Origin of the sequence: Anoxybacillus tepidamans PS2, from assembly GCF_000620165.1 — a bacterium.
GTDB lineage: Bacteria > Bacillota > Bacilli > Bacillales > Anoxybacillaceae > Anoxybacteroides > Anoxybacteroides tepidamans_A.
Window position 1 is genome coordinate 1 of sequence record NZ_JHVN01000024.1, and the last position, 16,529, is coordinate 16,529.

Annotated in this window: 25 protein-coding genes and 1 pseudogene; 19 read left to right on the plus strand and 7 right to left on the minus strand. The window is 38.1% G+C overall.

Annotation, left to right across the window (positions count from 1 at the left end; genetic code table 11):
• Positions 1-170: 170 nt before the first annotated feature.
• The 6 genes and pseudogenes from N667_RS0115105 to N667_RS0115125 all read right to left on the minus strand — a co-directional run bounded on the left by N667_RS0115105 (position 171) and on the right by N667_RS0115125 (position 5,542).
• Entirely contained in the window at positions 171-1,370 is a 1,200-nt protein-coding gene (locus tag N667_RS0115105) for a site-specific integrase (RefSeq protein WP_027410337.1), read from the minus strand.
• A gap of 41 nt (positions 1,371-1,411) precedes the next feature.
• Positions 1,412-1,525: pseudogene (locus N667_RS20420) on the minus strand (hypothetical protein); the annotation flags it as partial.
• A gap of 195 nt (positions 1,526-1,720) precedes the next feature.
• Complete coding sequence (locus N667_RS18805; RefSeq protein WP_084279249.1) at positions 1,721-2,437, minus strand: ImmA/IrrE family metallo-endopeptidase; 717 nt, start codon at positions 2,435-2,437, stop codon at positions 1,721-1,723.
• A 74-nt stretch (positions 2,438-2,511) separates the two neighbouring features.
• The gene (locus tag N667_RS0115115; RefSeq protein ID WP_027410338.1) at positions 2,512-3,378 is read right to left on the minus strand and encodes a DNA adenine methylase; all 867 of its coding nucleotides are present in this window, start codon (positions 3,376-3,378) and stop codon (positions 2,512-2,514) included.
• Between the two features lie 36 nt (positions 3,379-3,414).
• Positions 3,415-5,025, minus strand: a complete 1,611-nt coding sequence (locus N667_RS19165) for a hypothetical protein (RefSeq protein ID WP_027410339.1) — start codon at positions 5,023-5,025, stop codon at positions 3,415-3,417.
• A gap of 151 nt (positions 5,026-5,176) precedes the next feature.
• Complete coding sequence (locus N667_RS0115125; protein WP_035099071.1) at positions 5,177-5,542, minus strand: helix-turn-helix domain-containing protein; 366 nt, start codon at positions 5,540-5,542, stop codon at positions 5,177-5,179.
• 150 nt (positions 5,543-5,692) lie between these two features.
• On the opposite strand from N667_RS0115125, the gene N667_RS0115130 reads away from it, so the two are divergent.
• Both N667_RS0115130 and N667_RS19875 read left to right on the plus strand, forming a co-directional pair.
• On the plus strand, positions 5,693-5,890 hold the full coding sequence (locus N667_RS0115130; protein WP_027410341.1) for a helix-turn-helix transcriptional regulator: 198 nt from the start codon (positions 5,693-5,695) through the stop codon (positions 5,888-5,890).
• Between the two features lie 61 nt (positions 5,891-5,951).
• A complete protein-coding gene (locus N667_RS19875) occupies positions 5,952-6,116 on the plus strand; it encodes a hypothetical protein (protein ID WP_156936141.1) in 165 nt (54 codons plus the stop codon).
• Here N667_RS19875 and N667_RS0115140 read toward each other — a convergent pair.
• The gene (locus N667_RS0115140) at positions 6,085-6,309 is read right to left on the minus strand and encodes a hypothetical protein (protein ID WP_027410342.1); all 225 of its coding nucleotides are present in this window, start codon (positions 6,307-6,309) and stop codon (positions 6,085-6,087) included. The two genes, N667_RS19875 and N667_RS0115140, sit on opposite strands and share 32 nt — an antisense overlap.
• A 76-nt stretch (positions 6,310-6,385) precedes the next feature.
• On the opposite strand from N667_RS0115140, the gene N667_RS0115145 reads away from it, so the two are divergent.
• The 17 genes from N667_RS0115145 (at position 6,386) to N667_RS18820 (ending at position 16,511) form a co-directional block, all read left to right on the plus strand.
• A complete protein-coding gene (locus N667_RS0115145) occupies positions 6,386-6,691 on the plus strand; it encodes a hypothetical protein (protein WP_027410343.1) in 306 nt (101 codons plus the stop codon).
• The gene (locus N667_RS0115150; RefSeq protein ID WP_027410344.1) at positions 6,688-7,386 is read left to right on the plus strand and encodes a Rha family transcriptional regulator; all 699 of its coding nucleotides are present in this window, start codon (positions 6,688-6,690) and stop codon (positions 7,384-7,386) included. The genes N667_RS0115145 and N667_RS0115150 overlap by 4 nt, the downstream gene beginning before the upstream one ends.
• A gap of 53 nt (positions 7,387-7,439) precedes the next feature.
• Positions 7,440-7,961: a hypothetical protein gene (locus N667_RS0115155; RefSeq protein WP_027410345.1), complete on the plus strand. Its 522-nt coding sequence runs from the start codon at positions 7,440-7,442 to the stop codon at positions 7,959-7,961.
• A 12-nt stretch (positions 7,962-7,973) separates the two neighbouring features.
• Entirely contained in the window at positions 7,974-8,297 is a 324-nt protein-coding gene (locus N667_RS0115160) for a hypothetical protein (protein ID WP_027410346.1), read from the plus strand.
• Positions 8,298-8,313: 16 nt separating this feature from the next.
• Positions 8,314-8,583: a hypothetical protein gene (locus tag N667_RS0115165; RefSeq protein WP_027410347.1), complete on the plus strand. Its 270-nt coding sequence runs from the start codon at positions 8,314-8,316 to the stop codon at positions 8,581-8,583.
• Positions 8,584-8,586: 3 nt separating this feature from the next.
• Complete coding sequence (locus N667_RS19880; RefSeq protein ID WP_156936142.1) at positions 8,587-8,745, plus strand: hypothetical protein; 159 nt, start codon at positions 8,587-8,589, stop codon at positions 8,743-8,745.
• A 91-nt stretch (positions 8,746-8,836) separates the two neighbouring features.
• On the plus strand, positions 8,837-10,822 hold the full coding sequence (locus N667_RS0115175) for an AAA family ATPase (protein ID WP_051530071.1): 1,986 nt from the start codon (positions 8,837-8,839) through the stop codon (positions 10,820-10,822).
• 1 nt (position 10,823) lies between these two features.
• Complete coding sequence (locus N667_RS0115180; RefSeq protein ID WP_027410349.1) at positions 10,824-11,720, plus strand: recombinase RecT; 897 nt, start codon at positions 10,824-10,826, stop codon at positions 11,718-11,720.
• Positions 11,720-12,421 (plus strand): MBL fold metallo-hydrolase, encoded by a 702-nt coding sequence (locus tag N667_RS0115185; RefSeq protein ID WP_027410350.1) that lies wholly within the window; start codon positions 11,720-11,722, stop codon positions 12,419-12,421. Before N667_RS0115180 ends, N667_RS0115185 begins: the two co-directional genes overlap by 1 nt.
• 19 nt (positions 12,422-12,440) lie before the next feature.
• Positions 12,441-13,358 (plus strand): DnaD domain protein, encoded by a 918-nt coding sequence (locus N667_RS19170; RefSeq protein ID WP_051530064.1) that lies wholly within the window; start codon positions 12,441-12,443, stop codon positions 13,356-13,358.
• Positions 13,355-13,510, plus strand: coding sequence for a hypothetical protein (locus N667_RS19885; protein WP_156936143.1), 156 nt, complete (start codon positions 13,355-13,357; stop codon positions 13,508-13,510). The genes N667_RS19170 and N667_RS19885 overlap by 4 nt, the downstream gene beginning before the upstream one ends.
• The gene (locus tag N667_RS20070; protein ID WP_198020560.1) at positions 13,503-13,673 is read left to right on the plus strand and encodes a hypothetical protein; all 171 of its coding nucleotides are present in this window, start codon (positions 13,503-13,505) and stop codon (positions 13,671-13,673) included. Before N667_RS19885 ends, N667_RS20070 begins: the two co-directional genes overlap by 8 nt.
• Positions 13,666-13,860: a DUF6011 domain-containing protein gene (locus tag N667_RS20240; RefSeq protein WP_035099074.1), complete on the plus strand. Its 195-nt coding sequence runs from the start codon at positions 13,666-13,668 to the stop codon at positions 13,858-13,860. Before N667_RS20070 ends, N667_RS20240 begins: the two co-directional genes overlap by 8 nt.
• A gap of 353 nt (positions 13,861-14,213) precedes the next feature.
• On the plus strand, positions 14,214-14,414 hold the full coding sequence (locus N667_RS0115215; RefSeq protein WP_027410352.1) for an XtrA/YqaO family protein: 201 nt from the start codon (positions 14,214-14,216) through the stop codon (positions 14,412-14,414).
• A 3-nt stretch (positions 14,415-14,417) separates the two neighbouring features.
• On the plus strand, positions 14,418-14,879 hold the full coding sequence (locus tag N667_RS0115220; protein ID WP_027410353.1) for a hypothetical protein: 462 nt from the start codon (positions 14,418-14,420) through the stop codon (positions 14,877-14,879).
• A gap of 53 nt (positions 14,880-14,932) precedes the next feature.
• Positions 14,933-15,433, plus strand: coding sequence for a sigma-70 family RNA polymerase sigma factor (locus N667_RS0115225; RefSeq protein WP_027410354.1), 501 nt, complete (start codon positions 14,933-14,935; stop codon positions 15,431-15,433).
• A gap of 67 nt (positions 15,434-15,500) precedes the next feature.
• Entirely contained in the window at positions 15,501-16,511 is a 1,011-nt protein-coding gene (locus tag N667_RS18820) for a nuclease-related domain-containing protein (RefSeq protein ID WP_051530065.1), read from the plus strand.
• The last annotated feature ends 18 nt before the right edge of the window (positions 16,512-16,529 follow it).

The following is a 16,529-nucleotide window of genomic DNA, read 5'->3' on the forward strand; positions in this document are numbered from 1 at the left end:
AGGAAAAGACCAACATATAAACTAAGAAAAAACAAGGAAAAATCACTTGATATTGTGCGAAATTATTATCTAATGAATGGGCGGCATGATGTAATTTAAGAAAAACCTCCTTGATTTCAAGGGGGTTTTTCTCATAACCATATCGTTTTTGGTGCCATTTTGGTGCCGATTTATAAATTTTCGAGTTTTCTCATGAGTTCTCCAAACTTTTGGGAAGCCTCTTTTTTTCGATCTTTGGTAACGTGTAGATAAACTTGAGTTGTTGTTTCATCATCTACATGCCCAAGACGATCCATGATTTGATATAACTCCACCCCAGCTTCTGCAAGCAGGGACGTATGAGTATGGCGTAGAGAATGAGGAGTAAGGCGCTTTGTAATGGAAGGCAATTTCCTTAATACGGCTTCCATACGATTTTCAACAGTCTTAATAAAATGTGGATAACCGTAATATGGTGGATTCATTCGAGCGAATACAAAATCACCATCGTAATAATCTTTCCCAACCTGTAGTTTTATTTCCATTTGTTTTATTCGGTGTTTTTGTAAAACCTTTATGACCTCATCTTCCACAATGATTTTACGTATAGACCCCTCTGTCTTTGGCGGGAGCAAGGTAAATTTCTTTGTGTTGTTAGTTGGATTGTAATAAGTCTTCGTTATATTTATGGTTTTTTCTTCAAAATCGATATCCTTCCACTTTAATGCAACCAATTCTCCAACACGTAATCCAGTCCATGCTAAAACAAAAAGCATTGTATAGGTTTCTTCGTCCATCTCTTTAGCTTTATCCAAAAACAGTTTCAGTTCATGTTTTTCGAGATATTGTTCCTGGATCTTTGTGTTTTCGATATCCTCCACCGTTTTCTTGTCCTTTGGAATAAAAGCATATTGAGTAGGATCCTGAAGAATTAAATCTTGTTCCATGGCCCTTTTAAATATCATCCGAGCTGTACTATGAATACCGGATATCGTGCTGTGTGCTAATCTTTTGTTCCTCTTTAGATCAATTAGAGCATTTTGGTACATCTTTTTTGTGATGTCTTTTAGTTTGTATCGAGCAAAGTATCTGTTTAAATGACCGATTTCATGATGTCTTACCCTAATTGTACTTATTTTAACATCGGTCACAGCGTAGACGGATAACCACTCTTCAGCCATTTCTTCGAAGGTAATATTCCCTTTTGTATCTAAATTTCTTAGCCCCAACTGATATTCCAGTTCCTTAGCAGCGTCTTGTGCATCTTTTTTCTTTAGAAATCCACGTCGTACTATTCTCCGGCGGTTCCCGGTTTGAGGATCAATGCCATTTTCAATCACAAACATCCAGCGTTCGCCTTTTTTGGTGTCATACTTTTGAAAGCGTGCCATTTGAACATGCCTCCTTTTAAGAATGTATGTTCTGATTGCTGTTAAAAAGAGAAGCCCATGATACAGGGCTTTAAATATTCTTCTACAGATATATTTTGATTGATAATATTCAAACCTTTTTCTGCTTGGGCGACGAGTTCATTTGCTGCTTTTTCAGCCCCTTTCTTCGTCGTAAAACCACGACGTGTGGTTTGTCACCGTTTCCCTGTTGCGGGATCGCGTTCTAATCCACAGTAACGGACCATGTATAACCCTTTGCATTTTTTGCAGGCACTTTGCGGAAATAAGCCATTGTCGCTCCTCCTCATTCCATATATTTTAAAATAGCGAGGGAGGATGGATGGTATAATTTATCGAGTTTTTTCCTTGTAACGATCTATTTCCTGCATGTAGCGAATGATTTCTTGCTGTTCTTCATATGTAAGGCTCTTATAATCATCGATAAAGAACGAACCACCATGCGTTTTTAAATAATCAAGCAAAGGACGGGAGCCATCATTTTCGATGGTGGACGCACCCGGTTCGGATGTTGAAGTTGATTCCGCGACAAGCATAGAAAACTGCTCAGACATAGCACGATAAAACTGATAGCTGTTCCATTGTTCTACAAAACGATCCCATCGTTTTTTTGCGAAAAACGGCTCAACTCCAAAGGTTTCGCTAATAACATAAACGATCTCTTTCTCAGTGTATGGAAGTTCTAAATTCAGCAGCATAAATGTCGGTGCACAAAAGTGAAGAGCGAAGTTTGCAGCTTGGGCCTCTTGAAGCTGCACCATGGACTGTGGCAGCATTATTTGGTTCCCAGAGTGCCGAAGCACATGGCAGAGTTCATGGCCGAAATCCTGCCATTGCTGTTGCCGGGGCAAGCGGCGGTCAATGATGATGCTGTAAGTTCCGTTCCGATCAATGGCCGTGCTGCGAATATCGGCAAAATGCAGCCAAATATTGAGCTTAGCGGCAATATCGATCATATCCAGCTGATATGGCTCAGTAATCGATAAATGTTGGTATAGGTCTTGAATATATTGCTCAAGTGGTGTGAATTGGTACAATGCGAAGTTCATGGAAATCACCTCAATACCATTATAGGAACGTTTGTTTGGTTTTGCAAGGAAAAGAAAAAGCCCTTTATAGGGCTTTATAACATTGATGAGTTATATACATTCAAATATTTTGTTGAATCATCGTATTTTGTTTTTTTTGAAAAAAACATATATTCAATGCCTTTTGTTTTATTCTGTGCACTATAAGTTAAATAGTATTCAAGGTAATTTAGGTCGGCATATAATTTTTTTATTTCATTATTATGATCGTAAGTAACAATCCAATTCCTATTTTTTAGGTCAGTCTGAATCTTCTTAGCCAATTCAGTATGATCGTTTTTAGTATAAAAGTTTGTATATAACGATGGACCTTTTTCATAATAAGGAGGGTCAAAAAATGTAAAAGAATTCCTTGTTTTTTTTATTACTTTATCTATAAATTCAATAGCATCCATGTTATATACTTTAATGTATTTTTTTTTGCTTGATATTAACCTGATTTTGCGGATAATATCGTCTTTATTAAATCGACAATCTAATTTGTAAATTCCTTTTTGTTCTTTGCCGCCAATAACGCCGCCTTTGATAATTCCTGATCGATTTGTTCGATTCAAGAATAAAGTGGAGAAGCCGAGAGTCAAAGCATCAGCATTATTTTTGGCTTCTTGAATCTCTTTTTGTTTATACCACTCTTCAATCGTTATGTTGCAATTTTGGATTTTGTCAATCAATTCTTCAGATTGGTATATTACTGAATACCAAAATGAATAAATTGATTTATCATAATCGTTAATAATTATTTTTTTTACATCATTGTTAAGTAATAAGGCAAGTGCTATGCCTGCACCACCTGCAAATGGCTCAATATAGGTAGTACTACCATTCATCCCAATTAAATGCCTTATAAATTTGTAAACTTTTGCTTTTCCTCCAGGGTATCTTAGAGGAGAATAGGTTCCCATTTTATATCACTCCTGGCCTAATTATAAATCAACAAATTACTTTTGGCCAGCGTTTTTTGCTAACAATTCATCTAGTGTCTCGATAACAGTTGAGATTTTACTCCATGCTTCTAATAGTTCACTCTGATCAGGATAATGAGTACCAGAATGGATGTAATAATTGATAATTTGCATTGCCGAAGCTTTATTGTTATCTGTAAAAGTAACATAAATTAATTCGTAAGTATTAGCATAATCTTGTATTACATTTTTTAGGTGGTTGTATATATCATCAAATATTAATTCCCTCAAACTTTTTTTTCTTTTTTCTCGCTGAGGAGGAATATTTTTCATTTTATATTGATGATGCCGATCTAGTGAAGCGAAGTAATCTATATATTCGTGTACATATGTTTCAAGTATACTTCTAATTAAATACATCGCAGAAACAGGGTTTTCCTTATAATTTATCTGGGCAATTTCTTTTAAAATCTGATTAATTCTTGAATTCTTACGATATTGGTTTTTAAAAGGTATTGCCTTAGTTAAAATATCAAAATCCCTAATGTCTTTAGGAGGTCGTCCTGAAGTTTTTCTACTATTATCTTTATTGATCTTATCGTTATTGCTTTCCGATTCTTGGTTGAAATTTCCTGTGGGAGACTCATCTCCATTGGAATTGTTCTTATCAGAACTATCTTGGTCTCGATTATCTTGATTTGAATTTACTTTATCCCAATCATTTTGATTAAAGAGATCTTTCTGAGAACTCTCCTTATAGTTATTCTGATTTAAGTTATTCTGAGCAGTAACTATTTTCTCGTTATTTTTAGTAGTTTGATTATCTTTATTTGTGATTGTTTCAATATATAATTCTTTCCAAGGTTGATGTTCATTGTTTAATAAATATTCTTGAGCAAATTTTTGTCTGTCTTTTTTATGGCGAAAGGTATTCACATTAAATTTTTTGGTTAAAAGTCCATCCAATATAAAGTACAGTTTTTGTTTCGAGTTATCGTTAATTAATGTGATTTTTTGATTTTTTCTGTCCATGGTTAAACCAATTGCATCTCTCATATCTGGGTCAGATATAATTCTTTCTATAGTTGTTAAACCGAAGTTATCTCTGATTTCAGGATGAATACCTTTTAGAAATTCGAGTAAATACTTCCTAAAGGCGTCTGTTGATTGAAATCTTACTTTACTTTCTGTATCCCAGTTAAGCCTCCCTGCACCTTTGTTTTCGCCAGTATGCTTTAATTCAATGAAATGGTGTTTAATACCTTCGTCATCAATAATAACGCAATTAATCTCTTTTATATTACTATAAGAAAATTTTTCTTTTATTTTTTTCACTTGTCTTATGAATTTATCACGATTTTTAGTAAAGTGAGGGGTTATATCTGGATCGTTTAAAATTTTAACTGCTGTTACTCGTCTATTGCCTTCATCGGCTATATATACTCCTAATTTTTCGTCATAAGAAACGATTAAATTTTCACTTGGATCTAATCCGTACTGAGCGATATCTTTAATTAATTCTAATATTTTACCTTGATTTACTATTAAATCCATTTCTTTTAGTTCATCTTCTTGGGGTTCATATCTCGGATTTAATATATTAACATGTATTTTATCAATGTTAATAGTTTTGAACTTATAAGCCATAATGACACCTCTTTGGAAATCGGTTGTAATATTAGGTATATATTTACTTTAATAATATCTAGTTTTGTTAACTAAAAATAAAAATACAAAATAATACATAAATTGACATTACATAAACAAAAATATACACGCTTTTGACAGCGTGTTATTTTTATTTATTACGATTCTTCCGATCGCCCTCGCTCTTCAAGATCTCCCATATCTTTAGAAGCTGCTCTCGTCGTTCTTCCGGTGCTTCGGCCAATTCTTTAAAGAACAATCCGAGTGACGGGTCTTTCAACTCTTCTGGAATGCCGTTGCTTTCTCTCGGATTCGGATCGTCGGTGCGGCCGAGCAAGTAGTCGGTGGTGACGTTGAAAAAGTCGGCGAGTTGTTTTACGAATTCAAAGGATGGCTCCCTCTCGTCCCTTTCATACATTCCAATCGTACTTTCACCAAGACTGAACTTATCTGCTAAATCTTTTTGGGTCATATTCATTTTTTTCCGCAGGAAGCGGAGCCTCTTACCAAAAGTCATAATGATCACCTACCACAAATTTTAACACAAAGCGTGTGAACAAAAACAAAATATTTAAAAAACAACACAAAAAGTGTTGACAACACAATTTGTGTTGTTTAGTATTTTAATCAAGGACACAAAATGTGCAGTTAGTGGGGTGATTAAAGATTGGATAAGCAAAAAATAGCTGCAATTTTAGTTGAATTACGCGGAAACCGTTCTAGGGAAGAAGTAGCAAATGCCCTTGGAATAAGTATTAGTGCTTTACAAATGTATGAAAATGCGAAAAGAGTGCCCAAGGATGAAATTAAACTCAAAATAGCTAATTATTATGGGGTTCCAGTAGAATCTATTTTTTTTAAATAACAACCGCACATTTTGTGTTTTTGTCACAAGAATCCAACCACACGTAAGGAGGTGAAATCGAATGACGATCGAACAACGCTTGGCTGATTTAGAAGCGCGTATCGCCAAGTTGGAAAAAGAAGTCGCCGCGGCAACGGCGACCGAGAAACAAGTGGATGTAAACAGAATTGTTAAAAATCTGGAAAAGCAACTTATTAATTCTGCGCATTGTCAGCGATATTATTAACCATTTTTTGCAGAAGTTTCACGGTAAAGATTTTGTTAATCGTTATCAGCTTGGCTGTCAGCGCCGGTAATAAGCTTTCGAGTCGACCAGAATTGTTCAAGTCCGATTTAAGCTGCTCCATTTCTTTTTGAATAATTTCTAACATTTCTTGATCGACTTCTTTTGCTAATGATGGGACATCAACCTTTTCCAAGATTCTTCACCTCCTTCCTCGCAACACTATTCGACAGGAAGGAAAAAACCCCTGCAAAAAAGGAGGTGATCTAACATTGCCAAGAACAGTTATCACCTTTGACGAACTCGAGGCTAACTTGTTTAAAGCGCGCATGGAAGAATTGTTTCGGCAGGCTTATGAAAAAGGGGTTGAAGACGGCATGAAGCGTTTTTCATACCCGCCAGTTCTAACCAATAAGCACATAGCCGAAATCCTTCAAATCGCCATGCCGACTGTTATCAAAGTGACTTCGAATCCTACTTTTCCAAGGCTGATAAACATTAAAGCGCGTTATCCACGCGACGCTGTATTCCGGTGGATCGAAAACAATACTGAATATTTGAGAAAGGTGATTAAATGAAACAACTGGTTTTTCTTGTTAATAACCAACCGGTAACGGACAGTCTGATTGTCGCAGAAGTATTTGGTAAACGACATGACATTGTATTACGGGATATTGAAAATCAAATAACCAAGCTCCAAGAAGCAGGTGAACAAGAATTTTCACTCCACAACTTTGAGGAGTCAACATACACAAATGAGCGTGGTCGTGAATATCGAAAAATTAACATGACAGAAGATGCTTTCGCCTTAGTTGCTATGAGCTATGTAACACCTGAAGCTATGAAAATGAAAGTTAAGTTTCTTCAAGAATTCAAACGGATGCGGGAATACATCCAAAATAACAAGGTAAAAGTCCTTGATGATCGTACAGCATTGATTCAATCATTAAAACTCACTGCCGAAACTGCAGAAAGAACAGATGAACTTGAAAAAATTGTGAGTCAGCAGCAACGTAAAATTTTAGAAATCGAGTACAAAGTAGATGAACAAATCACACTCACAAGCGGCGAACAACGCCGACTTCAAAAAGGCGTCGCTCAAAGAGTATATGAGCTTGAAACGGATCCGAAAGAGCGATCCCGTCTTTTCCGCGAACTATATAGGGAAATAAAGGATCGATTCGGCGTCGCCAGCTACAAAGACGTGAAGAGAAAAGAGTTACAAGCAGCATTGCGCTATATCGAAAGTTGGGTTCCTAAAAAGGTTTCATAGTAATAGTTTAGCATTTTATGACAATTTCAATGGTAGAAAGGGGAAATGAAGAAGTGAAACGTGGTAGAGCGGCCGACGCAGCGAGGGAGGCGCGGCATGCGACGGGGATGACCCAGCAGCAGCTTTCATTTGAAATTTACGAATCTCGCGAATCGGTGTCGCATCAGGAGAACGGGCGATACCGGGTGCAACCAAACGTCTCGAAGTATTTCGCGGAAAAGCACAACAATCCGTGGGTGGCGATGGAGGCAGCGGCCGAGTACACCGGATGGGGTCCGGTGAAGCTGGATGGTGAGGTCGTGGATCTCCATCGGGCCAGTGTCGCGATGAAAACAAAAGAGGAGTTGATGGAGGCATTGCAGGCGATTGAAAGCGTCTGCGTCGCTAATCACCCTCGATCCATTCGGGAGTTTGATAAACACCACTTAGAAGAGGCCATTATGCAAGCCATTGATGCGATCGTCGCACTGACGCAATACGTTGCGGTCATCTGCGTAGACTATGGATTTTCATGGTTGAAGATGTGGCAACAACACCGTGCAAAACTGAAAGCCAAAGGGTTTATTAAGCGTTAGGAGGAAGATCAAATGAAGCATCCTTTTCGCTTTGAACTTTCCGTGTACGGTGTTGTTCTAAGTGCGATGAGAGGCTACCGCGCGCTACTTACGGATCAGCAGAAAAGGCTTTTCGACGTTGCCTACAACAAGGTTCTCGCTACTAACAAGCCGGAGTTGGACGGCATGGAAATGATTTTGATTGTGAAAGCATTGAGAAGGAGAGCTAATCTCTTTCTGCTACTGGGGAAACAAGCAGAGCGAGACATCTATCTGGAACTAGCAAACTGGATCGATAGAGAGCGACAAAAATTCCAGTACCAATTTTATTGTTCGTCTATTAAACGCTCGCTGTGATAAGAAAAGGAGGTGAATGAGAGTGCAAGATTCGATCATGTTGCAAGAAGTGGATTTGCTCCAGAAATCATTACGGTGCATCGAGTATATACAAGAATCGCTTCAAAACCACGATTATGAAACAACAAAAATCGAAGTGTCCGAGCTACAGTTTCTAGTGGCGCAATTGCAGGAATTAGAACAAAAGAAAGCACGCCGCGCAAAATTAATAGCGACTGTCGAAAATATGCGACGACGTGGCATCCAAATTGACTTTGTATCGCAGATGTTAAGAAGGGAGGGATAGTGCTTGCAGGCCAAGCAAACGAAAGTGGATCGGTACGGTACACCGATTGATGGAACGCATATTTTCGTCGATTGGAACAGATTTGAGGAAGTGCACTGTGACAACTTAGAAAAGTATTTACATGACGTTTATGGCATATCAATCGAATTTTTTGGAAGATAAAAAGCTCACTTGGCAGAGTGAGCTCATGAAAAACAATTTGAACTACTTACAGTATATCGATCTTTTTAAAAGAAAACAAGGAGGGAACATCGTGAAAGAGATTCGATTGCTTTCGCTGTCATTGAAAAATTTCAAGGGAATTCGCTCTTTTTTCCTTGAAACCAACGGTGAAAATGTTCGAGTATTCGGAGACAACGCGACTGGAAAAACAACGTTATTCGATGCGTTCATGTGGCTGCTATTTGACAAGGATTCAAATAACCGCAAGGACTTTGCAATCAAAACGCTTGATAAACAAGGGAACGTACTGCACAACTTAGAGCACGAAGTAGAAGGCGTGTTTTGCGTTGATGGGAAGCAACTAACGCTGAAAAAAATGTTCAGTGAGAAATGGACCAAGAAACGCGGATCCGTACAGGCGGAATTCACTGGACATACCACAGACTATTTTATCGACGGTGTACCAGTGAAGAAAAAAGAATATGACGAATTGATCTCCAATTTGATTGATGAGGATGTTTTCAAACTTTTAACTTCCCCGACATACTTCAATGAGCAGTTGAAATGGCAAGATCGACGCAAGATTCTGCTTCAAGTGTGCGGCGATATTACGGATGAAGAAGTCATCGCAAGCAATGCATCATTAGCAAAGCTTCCAGAAATTTTAAGGGGTCGGACAATCGAAAATCACCGCAAAGTCATTGCGGCACGTAGAGCTGAGATTAACAAGGAACTTGAAAAAATTCCGATCCGTATCGATGAAATTCAAAGAAATTTACCTGATTTGAACGGGCTTTATAAAGATGTGTTAGAAGATGAGATTGCACAGATTGATTCTTTTATTGAAACAAAGAAAGACATCATTTCAAATATTCGGAATGGTAACGCAATCGCTCAAAAACAAAAAGAGATTCAAGAGATCGAGATTGAACTCCTCCAAATTAAACAACAGCACGAAGCTGGCTCCAAAGATGAAGTGTATAAGTTAAAAGCCCGGATCCAAGAAGAACAATCTAACCTAAACATTTTGCAACAAAAAATTGAAAACATCAGCTACCAACAAAAATACAATAATGAAAATATTCAATCCATCGAAAAACGATTGGAAGAACTGCGAAATGAGTGGTATCAGGTCAATTCGGAAGCATTCAAACACGAAATGGATTGCACTTGTCCGACATGCGGCCAAGCCTTACCTGAAGAACAAGTAGAAGCGGCCCGAGATAACGCTTTGAAGCAGTTCAATTTAGCGAAGGTCAAACGCCTTGAAGATATTCAATCTAAGGGCAAGCAAAGCAAGGAACAAAAAGAGCACTTTGTTGCTGAAAACTCAAAGCTTGATAAAGAACATGAAAAGCTTTCAAGCCAGATCAAAGAAAAGAAAGACCTCTTAAGCAAGCTGAACAATCAACTGCAAGCGGTTGAAAGCACCATTGTAGACGTAACAGAAAATGCTCAATATGCGGCCAAGCTCGAAGAAAAACAACGGATCCAAAAAGAAATTGAGGAATTGCAGGTCGCGGCGAATGAATCCATTCAATCGATTCAAATGGGGATCGCTGAATTGAGATCGAAACGCAGTCAACTGGAAAGTGATTTAGCCAAATTTTCTCTCGCTGAACAAGCGGAAAAACGAATCCAAGAGCTTGAACAACAAGAACGTGATCTTGCTGCGGAATTTGAAAAACTTGAACATGAATTGTTCCTTACAGAGGAGTTTATCCGAACGAAGGTAAACCTTCTGGAAGAGAAAATTAATAGTCGATTCAAATATGCCCGGTTCAAGCTCTTTGAGCAACAAATCAACGGCGGACTAATGGAAGTATGCGAAACACTTTATGAAGGCGTTCCATACGGATCCGGTTTAAATAACGCGGCCAAAATCAACGTCGGTTTGGATATCATCAACACTTTATCTGAATTCTACGGATTCAAAGCGCCTATCTTTGTCGATAACGCGGAAGCTGTAACAAAGTTCATAGATGTCAACTCACAAGTGATTAGCCTAGTCGTTTCAGAAAAGGACAAGCAGCTGCGAGTTGAATTCCCTGAAAAACAAATGAAGGAGGCTATCTAATATGAGTAATAATCAATTGGCGTTAGTAAAAAAAGATGTCGTGGATGTTGTTGCGACGAAGGTGAAAGAGTTCCAGGAACGTGGAGAAATCCACTTTCCTGCGAACTACAGTCCGGAAAACGCAATGAAAAGTGCTTGGCTCATTCTTCAAAGTACTTATGATCGTAACAAAAAGTCGGCATTGGAAGTTTGTACAAAGGACAGCATCGCAAACGCTCTGCTTGATATGGTGGTTCAAGGTTTAAACCCAGCAAAAAAACAAGGATACTTCATTGTCTACGGAAATCAGCTTGTATTTCAGCGCTCCTACTTTGGAACAATGGCTGTGACGAAACGAGTCACCGGAGCAAAAAGTATTGATGCTGCAGTCATCTATGAAGGTGACGAGGTTGAATATGAAATGGAGAATGGCCGAATTATCAATCTCAAGCATAAGCAAAAGTTTGGCAATATTAACAAAGATAAAATCATTGGAGCGTATTGCACCATTGTTTTACCGGATGGAGAAGTTTATCACGAACTTATGACAATCGATGAAATTCGTAAGGCTTGGTCTAAGTCGCAAATGTGGGGCAAAGATCAAACGGAAGAAAGAAAAGGAAGTACTCATGATGATTTTCGCCAAGAAATGGCTAAGAAAACAGTCATTAACCGTGCTTGTAAAAAGTTTATGAATTCAAGTGACGATAGTAGTTTGCTAATACAGCATTTCAATAGACAGGACGAAATCATCGAGGAAGCCCAAGTACAAGCAGAAATCGAAGAAAATGCAAATAAGGAAATTATCGACATTCCCTATGAGGAAATAGAGGAGTTGCGACAAGAGGAATCCGTACATTCAGCAGAACCCATTCAACAAGAAATGCCACTAGAAGGAACAGAAGGGCCTGGATTCTAATGATCGAAATTCGCGCACTGGCTTCAGGGAGCAAGGGGAACTGCTATCATATCACAGATGGGCATACTTCCTTGCTCCTAGAAGCAGGGATACCATTCAAAGACATTAGACGAAAGTTACACTTTCAAACATCAAATATTGCGGCTTGTTTAATCAGTCATGAACACAAAGATCACTGCAAGGGCTTAAATGACGTGCTCAAGGCGGGAATCAATGTTTACATGTCAGAAGGTACAGCTACGGCTATCGATGTGAAACATTACAGAATTAAAACTGTACAAGCAAAACAGCCGTTTCAACTTGGAACATGGACTATTCTGCCGTTCGATGTCCAGCATGATGTTTCGGAGCCGTATGGCTTCCTATTGATGAACCAGCAAGGAGAAAAGCTTTTGTTTGCAACTGATACCTATTATATCAAGTACAAGTTTCAAGGCCTTACACACATCATGGTTGAATGCAATTACTCTTTGAGAATATTGAACGAAAATATCGCTTCTGGTCGAGTGCCAAAAGTGTTGAAAAAACGATTGTTGCGCAGCCATTTCAGCTTAGAAAATGTCAAAGAGTTCCTAAAAGCTAACGATTTAAGCAAGGTGCAAGAAATATGGCTACTGCACCTTTCGGACACAAATTCCGATGCTGATCTGTTCAAAAGAGAAATACAGGAACTAACCGGTAAGATGGTTTTTGTTCCTTAATGAAGGAGGGGAGAACAACATGAACTACATAAAAGAGCTTAACGCATTCTATGATTGGCTCGAACTAAATGAACTGTCGCCATCAGCAATTAATTTATGGTATGCACTCATGCACATAAATAATAAGGCTGGATGGACAGAAACATTTACGGTGGCCGAATCGGTGTTATGCGTTAAGACTGGTTTGACGGATCGAACCCTTCGTAAAGTCAGAAACGAGTTGAAGCAAAAAGGACGTATTGACTTTGTTTCTCGAAAAGGCGGCAAAGCTCCAATCTACAACATCATTCCTTTTGAACCCTCGGAAAAATCCGCGGAAATAAATTCCGAGGAATTAAAAGCTACGGAAATAAATTCCGCAGGTAGTGCCGGAGATAGTTCCGTAGGTCGTTCCGCAGGTAGTGCCGGAGATAGTTCCGCATTAATTAAACAAAACAAAACTAAACAAAACGAAACTAAAAAAGAAAGAGAAGAAGAGCGCGCGCGTGATTTTCGAGAGGTTGTCAGTTTTTTTGAACAAAACGGTTTTGGAGCAGTTGGTGGGTATATAGGCGAGAGAATGGCCGCTTGGATTGATGATATGTCTAAGGAAATTGTCATAGAGGCTATGAAAACGGCGGTAGAGAACGGCGCTAAAACGTGGGGTTACGTTGAAACTATTTTGCGCGACTGGTGTCAAAAAGGAGTTCAAACTGTTGAACAAGCTCGAGCCGTGCAACTGGCGTTCAAAGAGCAGCGATCGAAAAATCGAAGCGATAACGTCTCTAATCGCCGAAAAACAGTACGAACCGAAATGCTTCCAGAATGGTTCAATCCTGACTATTCGCAACACGAAGACGAAAAACAACCTAGCGAAGAAGAGTTGGAACGCAAACGGCGTGAGCTAGAAGAACGGCTGAAAAAATACCGCAAAGAAGGAGATTTAGCAAGAATATGAGCGTTCGAAAAGAGGGAAACGCGGTGGATTGGTCAAGGGCAACACTCAAACAGTTGTACATCATTCTTCACTACGAAAAATGCCCTGCTTGCTACAAACAGCAGGCGCAGAATGAAATGAAACGCCGATTGGGAGGAAAAACGCATGGATAATCGCCAAGCATTAGGATATATGCTATTGGCCTGCAAGCGGTTGGGATACAGCAAGGAGCAGGCACGGGAATTGTATCGTGAAATGTATTATTCGTTTGACTTATACACGGAAGAAGAAGCAGAGGAAAAAGGGCTTGAGTGGTATCACTCACTGGATGAATAAAAGGGTGAAACCATTGAATTGTCCTGTTTGTAATCGTCAATTAAAAAGTCAGAAAAGTATCGAACGCGGAATGGGACCTGTTTGCGCAATAAAACTCCTAGAGAAAGAGAATGAGCCACCTAAGGGGCAAATGTCCATTGATGAATACCTTCAAGAGGGGGATGAAGTCGATATGTGGTCCAGCTAACGCTTAAAGAACGAAACCGAGTATTCGAGGTTGCTAGGAAAAACGCGAAGTGATATATCGTATTCGACACAAAATGTGTAGTAAGGGGTGAAACAATGGAGTGCGAACATAAGGCAATTGTTTTATCTAATACCATAGGTAAGAAATTGGCTACAGGTGGTTATGAAGTAGATTTTCTTGTCCAATGTAGTAACTGCAATAAAGAACTTTTTCGAGTAAGTGAATATAAAAGAGAAATAGTCAACTTATCAAAACATTAACTGAACAGTTCGACGATGATACGAAGGGGGAGAAAAGGCCAGGATCAATTCCTGGCTTTAGAAATTGACATGCTGATGTAGGAGAGAAGTGCGATGAGATTAAAAGAATTACAAATTGATCCTAGTACAATGCGACTAGAAATTGATATAATTGAACAAAAAGGGAGTTTTGCAATCGTGGTGTGTGACGGGAAAGCTAAATTAGCTGAGCTGCCGGCGCATGGAGAAACGAAAATTGTTACGCATCAAGGGAAAGTGAAGCGTATTAGGTTTGATGAGGGGGAAGAGTTTTGATAAATGAAAGTCAAAAAATTCAATAGATCCGATAATAAAGGAATATTAAGTAATTCAAAAAACGCCCTTGTATACATGCAAAAAATCATTCAAAAAACGGGTAAACCAAAAACATTAGCCGAAATACGTGTTTTTGCTGAGTTTTTGGCTTACCATAATACGTCATCTGACTTAGACTATCTAGAAAATGATATTAAGAATCATATAGAAGCGGTTGAAAAAATGAGATCAGTGATACCGCCTATACTTATGAACTTTTTAGGACTCCTCTTTCCTTTGCTTTATTATCTTGTGATGCCAAGTGGAATAATGATCCTTGGTTGGTTTGTTTTCTATGGAATTATAATACCTGTTATCTTTAAAATCCAATATAATCTGATAAGTTATTATTCATACAAACTATATATCCAAGAGGCAAAAAAAATTATTAAATGTTCTACCAGCCAACTGGAGGACACTGAATGAATGCTTTAAGCGTTTGTTTGGTGTCCTCTTTTTATTTAAAGGAGGTCATTTGCATGAATAAGCTGATCCAACAATATAAAGAGTCATTAAAGGCGGCAAGGAAAATGTATAGAAGCGCCACTGTTGAGGATAAAAAAGTGATTGCTGGAATGATCTCTGACTTAGAATTTACTATTGAATGGATGGAAACAGGGAGACAGCCTGGGAACCGTCGCGGTATTGAACGACGTGCTGCTTATCAACGTGAACGATCGTTTGATCCATTGTTAATGCAAAAATATTTCCGTTCCAGTGAACCGGTATATGAGTGGGACGATCACGAAAAAGAAGATGTCATTACGAGTTGGGATCGGGAGCGTATTGAGGATGCTTTATCTGTGTTAACGGATCGGGAACGGGAAGTGTATCTGATGTCCAGAGGACACTGTCTCTCATATAGCCAGATTGCGAATTACCTTTGCGTTTCTTCGAGTAGTGTTCAAAAGATGATCGAGCGAGCAGAGAAAAAAATCAAAAGACGTATCCATGAAAGCCTCTTCTGCTTATGCGGATGAGGCTTTAAATTTTGTATAAATTTATAATAAAATAGAGTAAAATACATAAGTGAGAGGAGAATACATATTGGATGTAGTACTTATCATAATTATTGTTTTCCTAACTACATGGTGCATCTCTCTTTATCAAAAACAAAAGCAAATAAAACAAACCCTTTCACAAGTGCAAGCTCAAGCAGCTGTAACAGTACAAATGGAAAAAGAAAAAGAGAAAAATCAATATGAAAACAAAATGGAAAAGGTGAAACAAGTAGTTGCGAAAAAAATACATGAATATGAAATTGAAAAAAAGGAATATCAAGCACAGATAAGCGATTACAAAGACAATATCAAAAAATGCGAGAAAACAATAAGTGAGCAATCGAATCAAATTGAGGAGTTACATAATCAGATAGATAGTCTCAAAAGAATGCAACGAAATAGAGGAGAGGTCATAACCCATAAAATATTAACAGATTTGAAGGATCGATTGGTACGTGAGGGAAAAATAAACCGTAATGAAATGATTGTTATTCCAAATGTGTTTGTTCCCTATACGGAAAATAAGGTGATGAAAATGAGACAAATAGATCACCTAGTGTTACTTCCGACGGACATATATATCATTGAAACTAAGTATTGGAAAGGGAAAGTGCTTCATGGTTTGACCAAGGAAAAAGCTGGTGATTTCTCTTTTATTTTGGACGCTTTATTTCCTAAACAACAGAGCGATGCGGAACAAACTATAGTTTTTGTTAAAGAAAATATTAATGACAATAATGAGACAGGTTCGATGAAAATTGTGTCATATGAAAATCCATCAAAGCAAGTCATGAATGCAATGGGCAACTTAAGAGCTTATTTAATGGACTTAAATCAAAAATTCAACTATGTTGAACCAATTCTTTACTATGGATATGATTCTGATGATTTTAATGAAGTAACCATCTATTCAGAAAAAGGTAAACCAAATGTTTTTAAATCAGAAAAGGAGTTAATAGATTATTTTGAGGAGCAATTAACAAAAAGGAAGAAATTTACTGTAAAGGACTTAGAAGAAATAAAACGGATAGTGGAGCAGGTTAATTATATTTCATGATTTGGGCTTAAATAAAAG